This is a genomic window from Phycicoccus sp. DTK01 (assembly GCF_017312765.1).
Lineage (GTDB): Bacteria > Actinomycetota > Actinomycetes > Actinomycetales > Dermatophilaceae > Phycicoccus > Phycicoccus jejuensis.
Genome location: NZ_BOPU01000001.1, coordinates 185,134 through 201,473, shown reverse-complemented (window position 1 = coordinate 201,473; position 16,340 = coordinate 185,134). Strand labels below are relative to the sequence as shown.

At 73.3% G+C, this 16,340-nt stretch carries 11 protein-coding genes; 2 read left to right on the top strand and 9 right to left on the bottom strand.

Annotated elements, in window-relative coordinates; genetic code table 11:
* Window positions 1-35 precede the first annotated feature (35 nt).
* A complete protein-coding gene (gene mtnA, locus J3473_RS00835) occupies window positions 36-1,082 on the bottom strand; it encodes an S-methyl-5-thioribose-1-phosphate isomerase (RefSeq protein WP_207021520.1) in 1,047 nt (348 codons plus the stop codon).
* 72 nt (window positions 1,083-1,154) lie between these two features.
* On the opposite strand from mtnA, the gene J3473_RS00830 reads away from it, so the two are divergent.
* Window positions 1,155-2,996 carry a Type 1 glutamine amidotransferase-like domain-containing protein gene (locus tag J3473_RS00830; RefSeq protein WP_207021519.1) on the top strand — a complete coding sequence of 614 codons (1,842 nt, stop codon included), beginning with the start codon at window positions 1,155-1,157 and terminating at the stop codon, window positions 2,994-2,996.
* 173 nt (window positions 2,997-3,169) lie between these two features.
* Window positions 3,170-4,033, top strand: coding sequence for a universal stress protein (locus J3473_RS00825; protein ID WP_207021518.1), 864 nt, complete (start codon window positions 3,170-3,172; stop codon window positions 4,031-4,033).
* Here J3473_RS00825 and J3473_RS00820 read toward each other — a convergent pair.
* The 8 genes from J3473_RS00820 to J3473_RS00785 form a co-directional block, all read right to left on the bottom strand.
* The gene (locus J3473_RS00820; RefSeq protein WP_207021517.1) at window positions 4,023-6,164 is read right to left on the bottom strand and encodes a S9 family peptidase; all 2,142 of its coding nucleotides are present in this window, start codon (window positions 6,162-6,164) and stop codon (window positions 4,023-4,025) included. The genes J3473_RS00825 and J3473_RS00820 overlap by 11 nt on opposite strands.
* A 73-nt stretch (window positions 6,165-6,237) precedes the next feature.
* Complete coding sequence (locus J3473_RS00815; protein WP_207021516.1) at window positions 6,238-8,052, bottom strand: bifunctional UDP-sugar hydrolase/5'-nucleotidase; 1,815 nt, start codon at window positions 8,050-8,052, stop codon at window positions 6,238-6,240.
* Between the two features lie 157 nt (window positions 8,053-8,209).
* Complete coding sequence (gene dnaE / locus J3473_RS00810; RefSeq protein WP_030528169.1) at window positions 8,210-11,830, bottom strand: DNA polymerase III subunit alpha; 3,621 nt, start codon at window positions 11,828-11,830, stop codon at window positions 8,210-8,212.
* Between the two features lie 79 nt (window positions 11,831-11,909).
* A complete protein-coding gene (locus tag J3473_RS00805) occupies window positions 11,910-12,833 on the bottom strand; it encodes an RluA family pseudouridine synthase (RefSeq protein WP_030528168.1) in 924 nt (307 codons plus the stop codon).
* The gene (lspA, locus tag J3473_RS00800) at window positions 12,826-13,407 is read right to left on the bottom strand and encodes a signal peptidase II (RefSeq protein ID WP_084696725.1); all 582 of its coding nucleotides are present in this window, start codon (window positions 13,405-13,407) and stop codon (window positions 12,826-12,828) included. The genes J3473_RS00805 and lspA overlap by 8 nt, the downstream gene beginning before the upstream one ends.
* Window positions 13,380-14,204 carry a TraR/DksA C4-type zinc finger protein gene (locus J3473_RS00795; RefSeq protein ID WP_207021515.1) on the bottom strand — a complete coding sequence of 275 codons (825 nt, stop codon included), beginning with the start codon at window positions 14,202-14,204 and terminating at the stop codon, window positions 13,380-13,382. The genes lspA and J3473_RS00795 overlap by 28 nt, the downstream gene beginning before the upstream one ends.
* 172 nt (window positions 14,205-14,376) lie before the next feature.
* Window positions 14,377-15,903: a DivIVA domain-containing protein gene (locus J3473_RS00790; protein WP_207021514.1), complete on the bottom strand. Its 1,527-nt coding sequence runs from the start codon at window positions 15,901-15,903 to the stop codon at window positions 14,377-14,379.
* Between the two features lie 143 nt (window positions 15,904-16,046).
* Complete coding sequence (locus J3473_RS00785) at window positions 16,047-16,337, bottom strand: YggT family protein (protein ID WP_030528164.1); 291 nt, start codon at window positions 16,335-16,337, stop codon at window positions 16,047-16,049.
* Window positions 16,338-16,340 lie beyond the last annotated feature (3 nt).

Below are 16,340 nucleotides of genomic sequence, written 5' to 3'. Positions count from 1 at the left end.
ACCTTCATGTGGCCGATCTGAAGGGCGAGGCTTCATCACCCGTCGGACGAGCCGTCCAACCGGTCGCCGGCGGCGGGCTCGACGACCCCGCGCTCGGTGGCCACCGCCGTGACGAGGCGGGCCGGGGTCACGTCGAAGGCGGGGTTGAACCCGGGCGTCCCCTCGGGCGCGACGCGCACACCGGTGAGCATCGTCACCTCCTCCCCGGGCCGCTCCTCGATCTCGATCTCGGAGCCGTCGGCCATCGCGAGGTCGACGGTCGACCAGGGCGCCGCCACGAGCAGCGGGATGCCGGCCTCCCGGCAGGCCAGGGCCACCCCGAGCGTGCCGACCTTGTTCGCGACGTCGCCGTTGGCGGTGATGCGGTCCGCGCCGACGACCGCGCAGTCGACGAGGCCGCGCATGATCGTCGACGCCGCGGCGCCGTCGGCCTGGACCGCGTGCGGGATGCCCTCGGCCGCGAGCTCCCACGCCGTGAGCCGGGCCCCCTGCAGCAGCGGGCGCGTCTCGTCGGCGTAGACGAAGTCGACGAGACCGCGCGCGTCGAGCTCGCGGACCACCCCGAGCGCGGTGCCCCACGCCGAGGTCGCGAGCACGCCCGCGTTGCAGTGGGTCAGCACGCGCAGCCGCTCCTTGCCCGTGCGCTCGAGGAGCCAGTCGGCCGCGAGGCGCGAGAGCTCGCGGTTGGCCGCCTCGTCCTCGCGCGCCACCCGCAGCGCCGCCTCGAGGACGGCGGCCCGCCCCTGCGGGACGAGAGGTCGGACGGCGTCGACGCCCCACGCGAGGTTGACCGCGGTCGGCCGGGCGTCGCGCACCCGGTCGACCTCGCGCCGGAGGCGATCCTCGTCCCACCCCTCGTCCGCCGCCTGGTCCATCGCGACGACGACCCCGAGCGCACCCGTCACCCCGAGCGCCGGCGCCCCGCGCACGGCGAGGCGCCCGATGGCGTCGACGAGGGTGTCGACGTCCTCGACGACGAGGTGCTCGGTCACGGTCGGCAGGAGGGTCTGGTCGAGGATGCGCAGGGCGCCGCGTCCGTCGCGGCCGGCGGCGGCATCCCACTCGAGGGCGAGGAGGCTCATGCCCCGACCCTAGGGCCCGTCCCGGCCGCTCCTGGACCTGCGCGCGTCGCCACCCGCCGCTAGCGTGCGCCCATGGCCAGCCTCCGCGCCCGGCACGTCCTCGGCGCCGCCCTCGTGACCACCGCCCTCCTCGCCCCGCTCGGCGCCACCGCCGCGAGCGCCCGACCCGGGGCGCACCCGCCGGCGGGAGGCGACCCGAGGGTCGCCGACGTCCTCGTGCCGATCGGCGGCGGCTACGAGACCGACACCCTCGAGGCGTTCGCGCGCACCGCCGCCGCCCGCGCCTCGGGACCGACGGTCGACCTCGTCGTCGTGCCGTCGGCCTACGGCGACGCCCCCGAGGACCGCGCCGAGAACCTCGAGCTCGCCGGCGAGCGCACCGAGCAGCTGCGCGCAGCGTGCGAGAGCGCCGTGCCGGCGCGCTTCACCGGCTGCACCGCGCGCCTCGCCGTCCTCCTCGACCGGGCCGACGCGCTCGACCCCGCGAACGCCACCGCGCTCGCCGACCCCGCGACGGACGGGATCTTCGTGCTCGGCGGCGACCAGGGCCTCGCGATGCAGGTCCTCGCCGCCAGCCCGGCCGAGCGCGCCGTCAGCGCCGCGACCCGGCGGGGGGTCGTCCTCGGCGGGACGAGCGCGGGCGCCGCCGTCGAGTCCCGCTCGATGATCAACGGCTACGTCGGCGACCTCGGGCCGGCCGAGGGCCTGCGCCGCGGGTCGACGCTCGTGTGGTGGGGTGACGACGCCGACCTCGAGCGCGGTCTCGCCACCGGCTCTCGACGGGCGATCTACGACCAGCACTTCCACCAGCGCGGCCGCCTCGGTCGCACGCTCTCGACGCTGGCGACCGCGGACGAGCACTTCCGTGGCGCGAGCCCGGTCGGGGTCGGCGTCGACTACGGCACCGGCGTGCGCGCCACCGAGGACCGACTCCTCTCCGGGGTCTTCGGCCAGGGCTCGGTCTCGGTCGTCGACCTCGAGACCCTCCGGGCCACGCACACCTGGGGTGGCGCCGAGCGCACCCTGTCGGCCCGCCGCATCCTCACCCACCTCCTGACCGAGGGCCAGACCTACGACCTGGGCACCCGCACCCTGACCCGCCTCGGTCACGTCGTCCGGCCCCCGCGGGCGACGCCCTGGCGCGCCCCGGCAGCCCCCGGGCGCGGCACGCTCGTCGTGGGCGGCGGCGTCCTCGGCTCCCCCGTCATGGCCGACGTCGTCGACCGGGCCCGTGCGGTGCGCGCCGACGCCCGCGCGCGCCTCGTCGTACTGGCCCTCGGCAGCGACGCCCCGGCCCTCGGGGCGCGCTACGCCGAGGCCGCCCGGGACGCTGGCTGGAGCGGCACGGTGCAGGTCCTCACCCGCGAGACCCTGCGCGCCGACTCCCTGCGCGGCGCCACCGCCGCCCTCCTCGTCGGCGACGACCCGGCCACGGTCGGCGCCGACCTCGCCGGTCCGCGCGTGCGGGACGCCGTGACCGACGCCGTGCGGCGCACTCCCGTCGTCCTCACCGACGGCGCCGTCTCGGCCGCCGTCGGCGAGCGCTGGTCGCCGACCGCCCGCCCGACCGACGACGAGCTCGAGGACGCCGGCATCGCCGCCTTCCGCGCCGGGGACGCCCGCTGGCGCACCGGTCTCGGCCTCGTGCGCGCCACCGTCGTGCCGCACCTCGCGGCCGACAACCGCTGGGGCCGCCTCTACGGCTCGGTGGCCGTCGACCGGCACGACCTCGTCCTGGGCGTCCTCGACGGCTCGGCCGTCGTCCTCGGGCGCGGGTCGGCCTCCGTGACGGGCGAGTCCGTCGTCGTCGCCGACGGTGACGAGGCCCGGACCTGGACCTCGTCCAACGGGTCGATCGGCGCCGCGAACGTCGTCCTCGACGTCTTCTCCGACGGGCAGTGGCTGCGTCGCTGACCCCGCTCCCCGGACCCGCCGCGGCCCGGTGCGCGAGGACGTGACATCCGTCCTTGTGCCCGGGCCGCGCCGGTGGGACCGTCGGAGGTGGAGGCACCCCACCTCCCTCGACGACGGACCTCCCGAGCAGTCGCAGCCCGCCGCCGGGTGTGCTGCACGGGAAGGACGAGTCGATGAACCAGTCCCGGGTCGTCGTCGGGGTCGACGGGTCTCCGCTCTCGGAGGCCGCCGTCGTCCAGGCCGCCCACTTCGCGAGCACCCGCGGGATGACCCTGCACGTGCTCCACGCCTTCGCGCCCGACCTGCCGATGCTCGGCTTCGGTGCGCTGGCCGACCGCTCGGTCGTCACCGACCACGGCCGACGGCTCCTCGACGTCGCGGTGGCCCGCGCCCACGCCGCCCATCCCCACCTCACCGTCACCTCCGCCCTGCACGACGGCTACGCCAGCACCTCCCTCGTCGCCTCCTCGCAGACCGCCGCGCTCGTCGTCGTCGGCGTCGCCGGCCACGGGGTGCTCAGCCGCGCCGGGCTGGGCGCGGTCGCGATGCAGGTGCTCACCCACGCCCGCTGCCCCGTGCTCGTCGTCGGCCACACCAGCGCCGCCAGCACCCCGGTCTCCGGCGGCCGGGTCGTCGTCGGGTTCGACGGCTCCGAGTCCTCCGTCGGAGCGCTGCGGACGGCGGTCCGGGAGGCGGACGTCCTGAGCGGGACGGTCGATGCCGTCCACGCCTGGCAGGCGCGCGCCGCGACCGACCCGACCCTCGCCGACGCCTCGAGCTGGGAGGACTACGTCGCGGGCGTCGAGCAGATGGTGGAGCGGGAGGCCGCGGCCCTGGGCCCGGAGCACCCCGACGCCAAGGTCGAGGTCCACGTCGTGCGCGACGACCCGGTGCACGCCCTCGCCGCGAGCAGCGAGGGCGCGAGCCTCCTCGTCGTCGGCGCGCGGGGACGCGGCGGCTTCGAGGGCCTGCGCGTCGGGTCGAGCGCGCTGCGCGTCGTCTCGCGCAGCGCCTGCCCGGTGCTCGTCAGCCGCTGAGGGTCCCGGGGCCGTCGACGCGCTCGGTGGCCCCGAGCCGGTCGAGGACGAACGCCCACTCCCACGCGATCTGCTCCCAGGCGGCGTAGCGGCCCGAGCGGCCGCCGTGGCCGGCGGACAGCTCGGTGCGCAGGAGCACCGGGTGGGTCGCGGGGTCGTTGGTCACGGTCTCGCGCAGGCGGGCGACCCACTTGGCCGGCTCGGTGACGTAGACGCGCGTGTCGTGCAGGCTGGTCGTCGCGAGGACCGCCGGGTACGCCTCGGGGCGCACGTTCTCGTACGGCGTGTACGCCCGCATCGTCGCGTACACCTCCGGGTCCTCGAGCGGGTTGCCCCACTCCTCCCACTCCCCCACGGTGAGCGGCAGCTCCGGCTGGAGGATGGTGGTCAGCGCGTCGACGAAGGGCACCGCCGCGTGCGCGACGCGGAACAGGCCGGGCGCCGCGTTGAGGACGGCGCCGACGAGCAGCCCGCCAGCGGAGCCACCCTCGAGGCCGAGCCGGTCCGGCGCGACCCATCCCGTCGCGACGAGGTGCTCTGCGGCGGCGACGGTGTCGGAGAAGGTGTTCGGCTTGGCGAGCAGCTTGCCGTCGTCGTACCAGCGGCGGCCCATCTCGCCGCCGCCGCGGACGTGCGCGACGGCGAACACGACGCCACGGTCGAGCAGCCCGAGCCGTGCGACCGAGAAGTACGGGTCGGACGAGATCTCGTAGGCGCCGTAGGCCCCGAGCAGCCCCGGGTTGGTGCCGTCGGCCACGACGCCACGACGGCGCACGACGGACACCGGCACCGGCGTGCCGTCCGGCGCCGTGGCCCACTCGCGCGACTCCTCGTAGTCGGCGGCGTCGAACCCGCCGAGCACCGGCTGGCGCTTGAGCTCGGTCCGCTCCCCCGTCGCGAGGTCGACGTCGAGCACCGTCCGCGGGGTGGTCCACGACTCGACGACCACCTGGACCGACCGCTGGTCGGGCTCCGGGTTGTCGCCGAGGCCGATCGAGTGCACCGCCGTCCCGACCTCGACGTCCCACGGGGTCCCGTGGCCGGAGACGGAGGTGACGTCGCGCGGCAGCACGCGCAGCGCGGTGAGGCCACCCGTGCGCAGCGAGAGGACGGTCGCGTCGTCGAACGCGTCGACGCCGACGAAGCGCTCCCCGTCGCCGGAGGCCAGCAGCGGCACCCACTGCTCGTGGCTCGTCGCGTCGAGCGGCGCCCACGCGAGGTCGGAGTCCGGGTCGTCGGCGTTGTGGACGACGAGCAGCCGGTCGTCGGCCGGCTCCACGTCGTACTCGACGCCCTCGCGCCGCGGCGCGACGACGCGCCACTGGCCCTCGGGGTCGTCCGAGGGGAGCATCCACACCTCGGAGGTGGTCTTGGAGCCGAGCCCGAGCAGGAGCCAGCGCTCGTCGCGGCTGCTGCTCACGCCCATCCAGAAGCGCTCGTCGGTCTCCTCGTGGACGAGGACGTCGTCGGCGGGGTCGCCGCCGACGCGGTGGCGCCACAGCTGGTGCGGCCGCCAGGCGTCGTCGACGCGGGTGTAGAAGACGAAGGAGCCGTCGCGGCTCAGCTCGACCCCGTACCCGATGCCGGTCAGCGTGTCGTCGAGGACGCGGCCCGTCGCCACCTCGCGGACGACGAGGTCGAAGCGCTCGTCACCGGCGGTGTCGACGGCGAAGGCGAGCAGCCTGTGGTCCGCGCTGACCGTGAGGGCCCCGAGCGAGAAGAACTCCGACTCACCCGCCTCGACGTTGCCGTCGAGCAGCACCTGCTCCCCCGGCAGCGCGGCGCCCTCGGGGTCGGGGCGCGGGTCCCCGTCGGTGCGCGGCACCCGCACGTGGATGGCGTACTGCTTGCCCTCCGCGGTGCGCGAGAAGTACCACCAGGGACCGCTCGCGACGGGCACCGAGAGGTCGTCCTCCTTGACCCGCGCGCGGATCTCGTCGAAGAGCGTCGTCCGCAGCGGGGCGAGATGCTCGGTCATCGCCTCGGCGTAGGCGTTCTCGGCCTCGAGGTACTCGCGCAGCGCGGGGTCCTCGAGGTCGCGCATCCACCAGTACGGGTCGACCACCCGGTCCCCGTGGTGCTCGCGGACGTGCTCGCGGCGCGGGGCGGTGGGCGGGGTCGGGCTCGGCATGGCGTCACCCTAGCCACGGACACGGCGAGGGCCGCACCCCGGTGGGGTACGGCCCTCGTCGGTGCCTCGCGGGTCAGAGCCCGGCGACGCGGTCCGCCGGAGCGGTGAGGTTGGGCGTGGCCCCGAAGTAGTCGACGAGGTTGGCCAGGTCCTCCTTGCCGCCGAGGACGTTCTTCCCCGCGGAGAACGCGGTGAAGGAGTCACCCCCGTTGGCGAGGAAGTTGATGGTCGCGACGCGGTAGGTGGCGTTCATGTCCATCGGCGTGCCGTTCAGGGTCATCGACCCCGGCACGACCCGGCTGCCGGCCGGCTGGGTGGCGTCCCACGTGTAGGAGAAGCCGTCCGAGACACCGAGCCCGAGCGCGTCACGGCCACCGGCGCGGCCGGGGACGTACTGCTGCTCGAGGACGGCCTTCAGCTCGGCCCCGGTGAGGTCGAGCGTCGTGAGGATGTTGCCGAACGGCGCGACGTCGTAGGCCTCGGCGTAGGTGATCTGTCCGGTGCCCTCCGCGTACTTCGGCGCGAGGAGCAGGCTGGCGCGCACGCCGCCGACGTTCATCAGCGCGAGCTGGGCGCCACCGTTGGCCGGGGCCTGAGTCCCGAAGAGGATCGCGTCGGCGACGAGGTCGGCCATCGGGGTCTCGATGCCGCGGTTGCCGCTGGAGTCACCGGTGATGTCCTGCGTGTTGCTGCCGACGACCTGCGCGGCGAGCGGGCCCGACAGGGCCTTCCACTTGTCGATGATCGCCGTCTGCGTCGCGTCCTTCGCGAAGGCGGTGCGGCTCACGAGGTGGTTGACCGAGGTCGACTTCTTCCGGTCGACCTCGCCGGTGCGGCGGTCGATGACGAGGTTGGTCTCGGAGACGACCTGTCCGTAGGACGCGGCGCTGGTCACCAGGCGCGGGTTGCCCTTCGGGTCCGGGATCGAGCAGGTGTAGGGCTGGTGGGTGTGCCCGGTGATGATCGCGTCGACGTCGGCGGTCATCGTCTTCGCGATCGTCGCGATCGGGTCGGAGATGCCGACGCACTGCTGGTAGGTGCCGCTCTGGACGCCGCCCTCGTGGAGCAGGACGACGATCGAGTTCACGCCCTTCTTGCGCAGCTCGCGGGCCTGCTTGTTCGCGGTTTCCACCTCGTCCTTGAAGTCGACGTTCGCGACGCCGGCCGGGTCGACGAGGCTCGGGGTGCCCTCGAGGGTCATGCCGATGAAGCCGACCTTGACGCCGTTGACCTTCTTGACCGAGGTCGCCGGCAGGAGCGTGCGCTCCTTGTCGTGGTGGTGGTGGCCCTTGCGGTCCTTGTCCTTGCTCGCCTGCTGCTTGAGGACGACGTTGGCGGCGAGCCACTGGAAGTCGGCGCCGGCGTAGGGCTGCGACGGGAAGTAGCAACCGTCCGTCGGGTGGCAGCCACCCTTCTGCATGCGCAGCAGCTCCGTGGTGCCCTCGTCGAACTCGTGGTTGCCGACGCTGCTGACGTCGAGCTTCATCGCGTTGAGCGACTCGACCGACGGCTCGTCGTGGAAGAGGCCTGAGAGGAACGTCGAGCCGCCGATGAGGTCACCGGCCGCGACGGTCAGCGAGCTGCCCTTCGGGGCCTTGGCCCGCAGCGTGGACAGCGCGGTCGAGAGGTACTCGGCGCCGCCGACCGGGGTCTGGCTCGGGTCGAGGGTCTTGCTCAGCGGACCGTCGGTCGCCTCGAGGTGACCATGGTAGTCGTTGAACGAGAGCAGCTGCACCGTCGTCGTCGCCGGCGGCTTCGGGTGGTGGTGGCCACGGCCGTGGTGGTCGTCGTGGCCCCCGGCCAGCGCGGCAGGCGTGCCGGCGGCGAAGGTCGCGAGGGCGGCGGCGGCGACACCCGCACCGAGGACGCGTCGTCGGGTCGATCTCATCGTGGGGGTTCTCCTGGGATTCTCCGGGCGGGCCACCCCCTGTCCGGGCGGCCGCACGGGGTAGACCCTAGGAGAAAGTCCACGCGACGGCACCCCCTGGCGGGCATCGGGTTCCCGGTGTCGCCGGACGTTCACCGCGCGGTCGACCCGCGGGCGCTCAGGACAGACAGCGCGGGCCGAGCAGCACCTTGAGGTCACCGAAGAGGGCACCGTCGGCGGAGACCCGGTAGGCCGGGTCGAGACGGATCTCGACGGTCCGCCCGGGCTTGACGAGCTTGAGGTGGACCTCGGTCGTGCCCGGGTGGTTGGTGAGGACGCCCTTGAGCTCCTCGATGCGCTGCGGGGTCGCCCGGACGGTCTCCATCGTCACGACGACCGGGCCACGCGGCCCCTCGCTCACGTCCGGCAGGGTGAGCTCCTGGGCGTAGATCGACACCGAGTCGTCGCGCTTGTTGAGCTTGCCGCGCACCACGGCGATCTGGTCCTGCTGGAGCATCCCCGCCACGGTCATGTACGCGCTGGGGAAGAACAGGCACTCGATCGAGCCGGCGAGGTCCTCGAGGGTCGCGATGGCCCAGAGGTCGCCCTTCTTCGTGCGCTTGATCTGCAGGCCGGTGATGAGGCCGGCGATGGTGACCATCGCCCCCTCGGGCCGGCCGGCGTCGTCGCCGGTCAGGGCGGCGATCTGGGTGTCGGCGTGCGCGGAGAGGACGTGCTCGACCCCGAAGAGCGGGTGGTCGGAGACGTAGAGGCCGAGCATCTCGCGCTCGAAGGAGAGCAGGGTCTGCTTGTCCCACTCGACCCCGGGCACGGGCGCGAGGCCCATCATGTCGCCGCCGCCCCCGCCGGAGCCGGCGTCGTCGGCGAAGGCCCCGAAGAGGCTGTCCTGCCCGATCGCCTCCTGCCGCTTGACCGCGACGAACGCGTCGACGTACTCCTCGTGGATGCGCAGCAGGCCCATCCGGGTCTCGGCCAGGCCGTCGAACGCGCCCCCCTTGATGAGCGACTCGATGGTCCGCTTGTTGCAGACGACCGCCGGCACCTTGGACATGAAGTCGCGGAAGGAGGTGAAGCGTCCCTTCTCCTCGCGGGCGGCGATGATCGCCTCGACGACGTTCTGGCCGACGTTGCGGATCGCGTGCAGGCCGAAGCGGATGTCGGTGCCGACCGCGGCGAACGGCCCGACGGAGTCGTTGACGTCCGGCGGGAGGACCTTGATGCCCATCCGGCGGCACTCGCCGAGGTAGAGGGCCGACTTGTCCTTGTCGTCGCCGACGCTCGTGAGCAGCGCGGCCATGTACTCGGCCGGGTAGTTGGCCTTGAGGTAGCCCGTCCAGTACGAGACGAGGCCGTAGGCGGCGGTGTGCGCCTTGTTGAACGCGTAGTCGGAGAACGGGACGAGGACGCCCCACAGGGCCGCGACGGAGGCCTCGTTGTAGCCGTTGGCCTTCATGCCGTCGGAGAAGGGGACGTACTCCTTGTCGAGCACCTCCTTCTTCTTCTTGCCCATCGCGCGGCGCAGGAGGTCGGCGTTGCCGAGGGTGTACCCGGCGAGCTTCTGCGCGATCTCCATGACCTGCTCCTGGTAGATCACCAGGCCGTAGGTCGTCTGGAGGATCGGCTCGAGCGCCTCGACCATCTCGGGCTGGAGCTTGCCCTTCAGCTGCGGGTCGAGCGGGACGAGCTCCTGCTTGCCGTTCTTGCGCAGGGCGAAGTTCGTGTGCGCGTTGACACCCATCGGCCCGGGGCGGTAGAGCGCGAGGGCCGCGGAGATGTCCTCGAAGTTGTCCGGCTGCATCAGCTTGAGCAGCGTGCGCATCCCGCCGCCGTCGAGCTGGAAAACCCCGAGGGTGTCGCCGCGCGCGAGGAGGTCGTAGGTGGCCTTGTCGGTCATGTCCTTGGACAGCGCGTCGAGGTCGATCTCCTCGCCGCGGTTGGAGCGCACGTTGATGATCGCGTCGTCGAGGATCGTCAGGTTGCGCAGCCCGAGGAAGTCCATCTTGACCAGGCCGAGCGACTCGCAGCTCGGGTAGTCGAACTGCGTGATGACCTGCCCGTCCTGCAGGCGTCGCATGATCGGGATGACGTCGATGAGCGGCTCGCTCGACATGATGACGCCGGCCGCGTGCACGCCCCACTGCCGCTTGAGGCCCTCGAGGCCCTTCGCGGTCTCGACGACCTCCTGGAGGTGCTGCTCCTGCGCGACGAGGTCGCGGAACTCCTTGCCCTCGCCGTAGCGGGGGTGGTTCGGGTCGTAGATGCCCGACAGCGGCACGCCCTTGCCCATGACGTCCGGCGGCATCGCCTTGGTCAGCTGCTCGCCGACGGCGAACGGGTGGCCCATGACGCGGGCGGAGTCCTTGACCGCCTGCTTGGCCTTGATCGTGCCGTACGTGACGATCTGCGCGACCCGCTCGGCGCCGTACTTCTCGGTGACGTAGCGGATGACCTCGCCGCGCCGGCGCTCGTCGAAGTCGACGTCGAAGTCGGGCATCGACGCGCGCTCGGGGTTGAGGAACCGCTCGAAGATCAGGCCGTGCGGGACGGGGTCGAGGTCGGTGATCTTCATCGCGTAGGCGCACATCGAGCCCGCACCCGAACCACGGCCCGGGCCGACGCGGATCCCGTTCTCCTTGGCCCAGGTGATGAAGTCGGCGACGACGAGGAAGTACCCCGGGTAGCCCTTGGAGACGATGACCTCGGCCTCGTAGTCCGCCTGCTTCTGGGCGTACTCGGGGATGCCGCCGGGGAAGCGCTCGTGCAGGCCCTTCTGGACCTCCTTGACGAACCAGCTCGTCTCGTCCTCGCCGGGCGGGCAGGGGAAGCGCGGCATGTACCGGCCCTCGCCCTCGGTGAACGAGATGTCGCACATCTCGGCGATGAGGAGGGTGTTGTCGCAGGCCTCGGGCAGCTCACGCCAGGTGTGGCGCATCTCGGCCGGGCTCTTGAGGTAGAAGTCGTCGGCGTCGAACTTGAACCGGCCCGGGTCCATCATCGTCGAGCCGGACTGGACGCACAGCAGCGCGCCGTGGGCCTTGGCGTCCTCGGGGCTCGTGTAGTGCAGGTCGTTCGTCGCGACGAGCGGGAGATCGAGCTCACGGGCCAGGCGCAGGAGGTCCTGCTGCACCCGGCGCTCGATGTCGAGGCCGTGGTCCATCAGCTCGCAGAAGAAGTTCTCGCGGCCGAAGATGTCGCGGAAGTCCGCGGCGGCCTGCTTCGCGAGGTCGTACTGGCCGAGGCGGATGCGGGTCTGGATCTCGCCGGAGGGGCAGCCCGTGGTCGCGATGAGGCCCTGGCCGTACTGGTCGAGCAGCTCGCGGTCCACGCGCGGCCACTTCGCGTAGACCTGGTCCAGGGAGGCCTGGCTGTCCATCCGGAAGAGGTTGTGCAGGCCGGTGTTGTCGCGGGCCAGCAGCGTCATGTGCGTGTAGGCCCCGGAGCCGGACACGTCGTCGCCGGGACGGGTGCGCTCGTCGCCCCACTTCACGCGCGTCTTGTCGGTGCGGTGGGTGCCCGGGGTGACGTACGCCTCGACGCCGATGATCGGCTTGACCCCCGTGCCCTGGGCCTTCTTCCAGAACTCGTACGCCCCGAAGACGTACCCGTGGTCGGTCGTCGCGAGGGCGGGCATCCCCATCTCGGCGGCGCGGGTGAACAGGTCGCCGATGCGGGCCGCGCCGTCGAGCATCGAGTACTCGGTGTGCACGTGCAGGTGCACGAACGAGTCGCCCTTCGAGGACGACGTGGGGCTCGGGGTCGGGGCGGCGGGGGTGGACATCGCGGACCATCCTAGGTCGCCCCGGGGACACCCTCGGCGTGTCGGGGTCCGTGTCGCCGCGAGCCCCCGCCGGAGCGGCTCAGAGCCGGTCCAGCGCCTCCTGGAGGTCGGCCGGGTAGCCGCTCTCGAAGGTGACCCACTCCCCCGAGCCGGGGTGCTCGAAGCCGAGCCCGACCGCGTGCAGCCACTGCCGCTCGAGGCCGAGACGGCGGGCGAGCGTGGGGTCCGCGCCGTAGGTCGGGTCGCCGACGCAGGGGTGGCGCACGGCCGCCATGTGGACGCGGATCTGGTGGGTGCGCCCCGTCTCGAGGTGCACCTCGAGCAGGCTGGCGTGGCGGAACGCCTCGAGCAGCTCGTAGTGCGTGACCGCCGGCTTGCCGGAGTCCATCACCGCGAACTTGTAGTCGTGGCCGGGGTGGCGCCCGATGGGGGCGTCGATCGTCCCGACGAGCGGGTCCGGGAGGCCCTGGACGAGCGTGTGGTAGGTCTTCTCGACCCGCCGCTCCTTGAACGCGCGCTTGAGCACGCTGTAGCCGCGCTCGCTCTTGCAGACGACCATGAGCCCGGAGGTGCCGACGTCCAGGCGCGAGACGATGCCCTGGCGCTCGCTCGCGCCGCTCGTCGAGATGCGGTAGCCGGCGGCCTTGAGGCCGGCGAGGACGTTCGGGCCGGTCCACCCGACGCTCGGGTGCGCCGCGACGCCGACGGGCTTGTCGACGACGACGATGTCGTCGTCGTCGTGCACGACCCGCATCCCCGGCACCGGCTCGGCGACGACCTCGAGGGTCGGGCTCGCCGGGCCGCTGGGGATCGAGACCTCGAGCATGTCGCCGGCGCTCACCCGGTGGCTCTTGCCGACCGGGCTCGCGTTGACGGCGACCTCGCCGGAGGCCGCGAGGTCGGCGGCCCGGGTGCGGGAGAGGCCGAAGAGGCGGGCGATGGCGGCGTCGACGCGCTCACCCTCCAGCCCGTCGGGGACGAGGACGGTGCGCTGGTCAGCCATCGGCCGGCTCCGCCGCGTGCTGGCCCACCGGGCCGAGCGGGGTCCCCCGGTAGGCGAGGACCATGACGAGCCCGGCCGCGACGACGATCGCGATGTCGGCGACGTTGCCGACGAACCAGCCGAAGTAGTCGATGAAGTCGACGACGTGCCCGCGTCCCGGGCCCGGCTCGCGGACCAGCCGGTCGACGAGGTTGCCGACGGCGCCGCCGAGGAGCAGCCCGAGGGCCACCGCCCACGGCCGGTTGCCGACCCGGCGCACCGCGACGAGGACGAACACGAGGATGACGAGCGAGAGGACGGTGAGCATCCACGTCCTGCCGTCACCCAGCGAGAACGCCGCCCCCGGGTTGCGGATGAGGTTGAGCCGGATCGCGTCGCCGACGAGACCGACCGGCTGCCCGGGGGTGAGGGCCGCGAGGGCCCACACCTTCGTGGCCTGGTCGAGCACGAGGACGACCACCGCGATGGTCAGCAGGAGGGCGCGCAGACGGCTGCGTCGCTCGCTCCGGGGCTCGGAGGGACGGGTGGGGGTGGCGTCGGCCGCCGTCAGCGGCGCTCCTGCTTCGTCTTGCATGGCATGCACAGGGTCGCACGAGGAGCGGCCTGGAGCCGCATCTTGCCGATCGGGTTGCCGCACGACTCGCACGTGCCGTAGGTGCCGTTCGCGAGCCGCTCGAGGGCGTGCTCGGTCTGGTCGAGCATCTCGCGGGCGTTGTTGGCCAGCGAGATCTCCTGCTCGCGCTCGTAGGTCTTGGCGCCGGCGTCGGCCTGGTCGTCGCCCGCGCCGTCGCCCGAGTCACGCATGAGGTGGACGAGGTCGGAGGCGGCGTGGGCGATCTCGGTGCGCAGCTGCTCGGCGTCGTGCTCGAGCTCGCGGCGCACCTCCCGCAGCTCGGCGGCGGTCCACGGGCTCTCGTCCCCGCGGACGGGCAGCGAGGCGGCGGTGGCGGCCTTCTTGGCGGGCGCCTTCTTCGCGGGCGTGGCCTTCTTCGCGGGCACAGCCTTGGTCGCGGCCTTCTTCGCCGGCGCCTTCTTCGCGGGCGTGGCCTTCTTCGCGGGCGCGGCCTTGGTCGCGGTCTTCTTCGCGGGCGCCGCCTTCGTGGCGGGAGCCTTCTTCGCCGGGGCCTTCTTCGCGGGCGCGGCCTTGGTCGCGGCCTTCGTGGCGGGAGCCTTCTTCGCCGGGGCCTTCTTCGCGGGGGCGGCCTTGGTCGTGGTCCGCGTCGTCGCCGCCTTCTTGGCGGGCGCGGCCTTCTTCGTCGCCGCGGCCGGCGTGGCGCCTCCTCCCGACCCGCGCGTCACCGCCTTCCGGGCGGCGCCGGCCGCCCGGGAGGTCGTCTGCTTCGCGGCGGACAGGGCCCGCTTCACCACCATGGCCTGCGCCCTTTCGGGGACGGGGTGGGCCCTCGCGGCCCGCCCGGTGCGCCGAGGATACGGGCACGGCCGGGACGGTGGGGACCCGAAACGCCGGGTCCTGCCTGTGCGTTCGCTGGACGCACGAGGGGCCCGGGATCGCTCCCGGGCCCCTCGTGGGTCGACGCGTGCGTCAGGCCTGCTGCTCCTGCGGCTGGTCGGCGGGTGCCTCGTCGTCGTCGGCGGCGACGTTCTTGAGGTCGGCCAGCTGGCCCTGGATGTAGTCGTGCAGGCGGGCGCGGTAGTCGCGCTCGAAGCTGCGCAGGGACTCGATCTTGCGCTCCAGGAGGTTCCGCTCGCGGCCGAGCTCCTCGAGGATCGAGGCCTTCTTCTGCTGCGCCTCGGCGACCATGCCCGTCGAGCGCTCGCGCGCCTCGGTGAGCATCTCGTCGCGCTGGGTCGTCGCGGTGCCGATCATCTCGTCCCGCTGGGCCGTCGCCGTCGACACGAGCTCGTCGTGCTGCGCCTGGCCGGTCGAGACGAGCTCGTCGTGCTGCGCCTGGCCGGTCGAGACGAGCTCGTCGTGCCGGGCCTGACCCGTGGTGACGAGCTCCTCGTTGCGGGCCTGGCCCGTCGAGATGAGCTCGTCGTGCTTGCGCTGCGCGGAGCCGACGAGCTCGTCGTGCTTGCGCTGGCCCTCGGACACGAGCTCGTCGCGCTTGGACTCACCGGCGGCGACGTGCTCGTCGTGGAGGCGCTGCGCGAGGGCGATGACGCCCGCGGCGCTCGCGCCACCGCCGGCGCCCGCGAGGGCGGCGGCGCCACCGGCGGAGTCGCCCTGCGCCTGCTCGGGCTTCTCGTTCGCCCGCTGCTCGGCGGCCTCGGCGCGCTGGGTCGCCTCCTGGACCTGCTGCTCGGCCTCCGCGGCGCGGCGCTCGGCCTCGGCGAGGCGCTCCTCGACGGCGGCGACGCGCTCGTCGGCCTCGCGGCGCGACTCCTCGAGGCGGGTCGTGAGGACCGACACCTGCTCGTCAACGGCGTCGCCCTGCTCCTGGCGGGCGGCGGCGAGGGCGGCGGCGTGGTCGTCGCGCTCCCCGGTGACCCCGGCCAGCTGGCCCTCGAGCTCACGGACCCGCTCCTCGAGGGAGGCGGCGCGGCGCTCGGCCTGGGCGCCCTGGTTCTGGAACTCGCCGGCGCGGCGCTCGGCGTCGGCGACGCGGGCGTCGACGTCACCGCTCTCGCCGCGCAGCGCCTCGATCTCGGCGTCGCGCTGGGCGAGGAGCTGCTCGAGCTCGGCGGTGCGCTCACCCATCTGCTTCAGCTCGGCGCGGAGCTCCTCGAGCTGCCCCTGGGCCTCGGCGACGCGGGAGTCGCCCTCGCCGCTGCTCTGCTGCAGCTCCTCGAGCTGTGCCGCGAGGTCGCTGCGGGCGCCCTCGAGCTCGGAGACGCGGGCGGCGAGGGTCGCGTTCTTGGAGCGCAGCTCCTCGGTCTCGCGCGAGGAGTCCGCGTCCGGCCGAGCGAGCGCGGCGGTCGGGGCCATCCCCCGGCCCTCGCGGCTCGCGGAGAGCTCGCCGCGCAGGTCCTCGGACTCCTTGGACATCCGGCGCATCTCGGCGACGATGTCGTCGAGGAAGTCGTCGACCTCGCGCTCGTCGTAGCCCCGACGGAACTGGGTCTGGGTGAACGTCTTGTTGAGGACGTCCTCGGGCGTGAGAGCCATGCACAACTCCTGGTGGCCGGTGGGGGACACGGTCATGGCGCACGGCAGCACGACGTGCTGGGCTCCGGGCGTCCGCAGGCCAGCCTAGACGATCGCCGACCCCCTGTGACGGGTGTGGCCTGCGGGGTCCGTCCCGGGGCGCGTCAGGCGGCGAGGCCCTCGAGGATGCGCTGGAGGATGATGACGCCGACGAACAGGACCATGAACGACAGGTCCACCGACACCGCCCCGAGGCGCAGCGGCGGGATGACCTTGCGCAGCGCCCGCAGCGGCGGCTCGGTCAGCGTGTAGACCGGCTCGGCGACGAGCAGGACCGGGCCGCGAGGCCGCCACTCGCGGGCCAGGATGCGGATCCAGTCGAGGACGACCCGCCCGATGAGCACGACGAGGTAGAGGAACACCACGAAGGCGAGAACGGCGAAGACGGCACCCATGGG

Bases quoted from the DNA above. Each gene is read 5' to 3' on its own strand.
- J3473_RS00825 (WP_207021518.1), top strand. From the start codon at position 3,170: ATGAACCAGTCCCGGGTCGTCGTCGGGGTCGACGGGTCTCCGCTCTCG.
- dnaE (WP_030528169.1), bottom strand. From the start codon at position 11,830: ATGTCCACCCCCGCCGCCCCGACCCCGAGCCCCACGTCGTCCTCGAAG.
- J3473_RS00785 (WP_030528164.1), bottom strand. From the start codon at position 16,337: ATGGGTGCCGTCTTCGCCGTTCTCGCCTTCGTGGTGTTCCTCTACCTC.
- mtnA (WP_207021520.1), bottom strand. From the start codon at position 1,082: ATGAGCCTCCTCGCCCTCGAGTGGGATGCCGCCGCCGGCCGCGACGGA.
- J3473_RS00815 (WP_207021516.1), bottom strand. From the start codon at position 8,052: ATGAGATCGACCCGACGACGCGTCCTCGGTGCGGGTGTCGCCGCCGCC.
- J3473_RS00790 (WP_207021514.1), bottom strand. From the start codon at position 15,903: ATGGCTCTCACGCCCGAGGACGTCCTCAACAAGACGTTCACCCAGACC.
- J3473_RS00795 (WP_207021515.1), bottom strand. From the start codon at position 14,204: ATGGTGGTGAAGCGGGCCCTGTCCGCCGCGAAGCAGACGACCTCCCGG.
- J3473_RS00820 (WP_207021517.1), bottom strand. From the start codon at position 6,164: ATGCCGAGCCCGACCCCGCCCACCGCCCCGCGCCGCGAGCACGTCCGC.
- J3473_RS00805 (WP_030528168.1), bottom strand. From the start codon at position 12,833: ATGGCTGACCAGCGCACCGTCCTCGTCCCCGACGGGCTGGAGGGTGAG.
- lspA (WP_084696725.1), bottom strand. From the start codon at position 13,407: ATGCAAGACGAAGCAGGAGCGCCGCTGACGGCGGCCGACGCCACCCCC.
- J3473_RS00830 (WP_207021519.1), top strand. From the start codon at position 1,155: ATGGCCAGCCTCCGCGCCCGGCACGTCCTCGGCGCCGCCCTCGTGACC.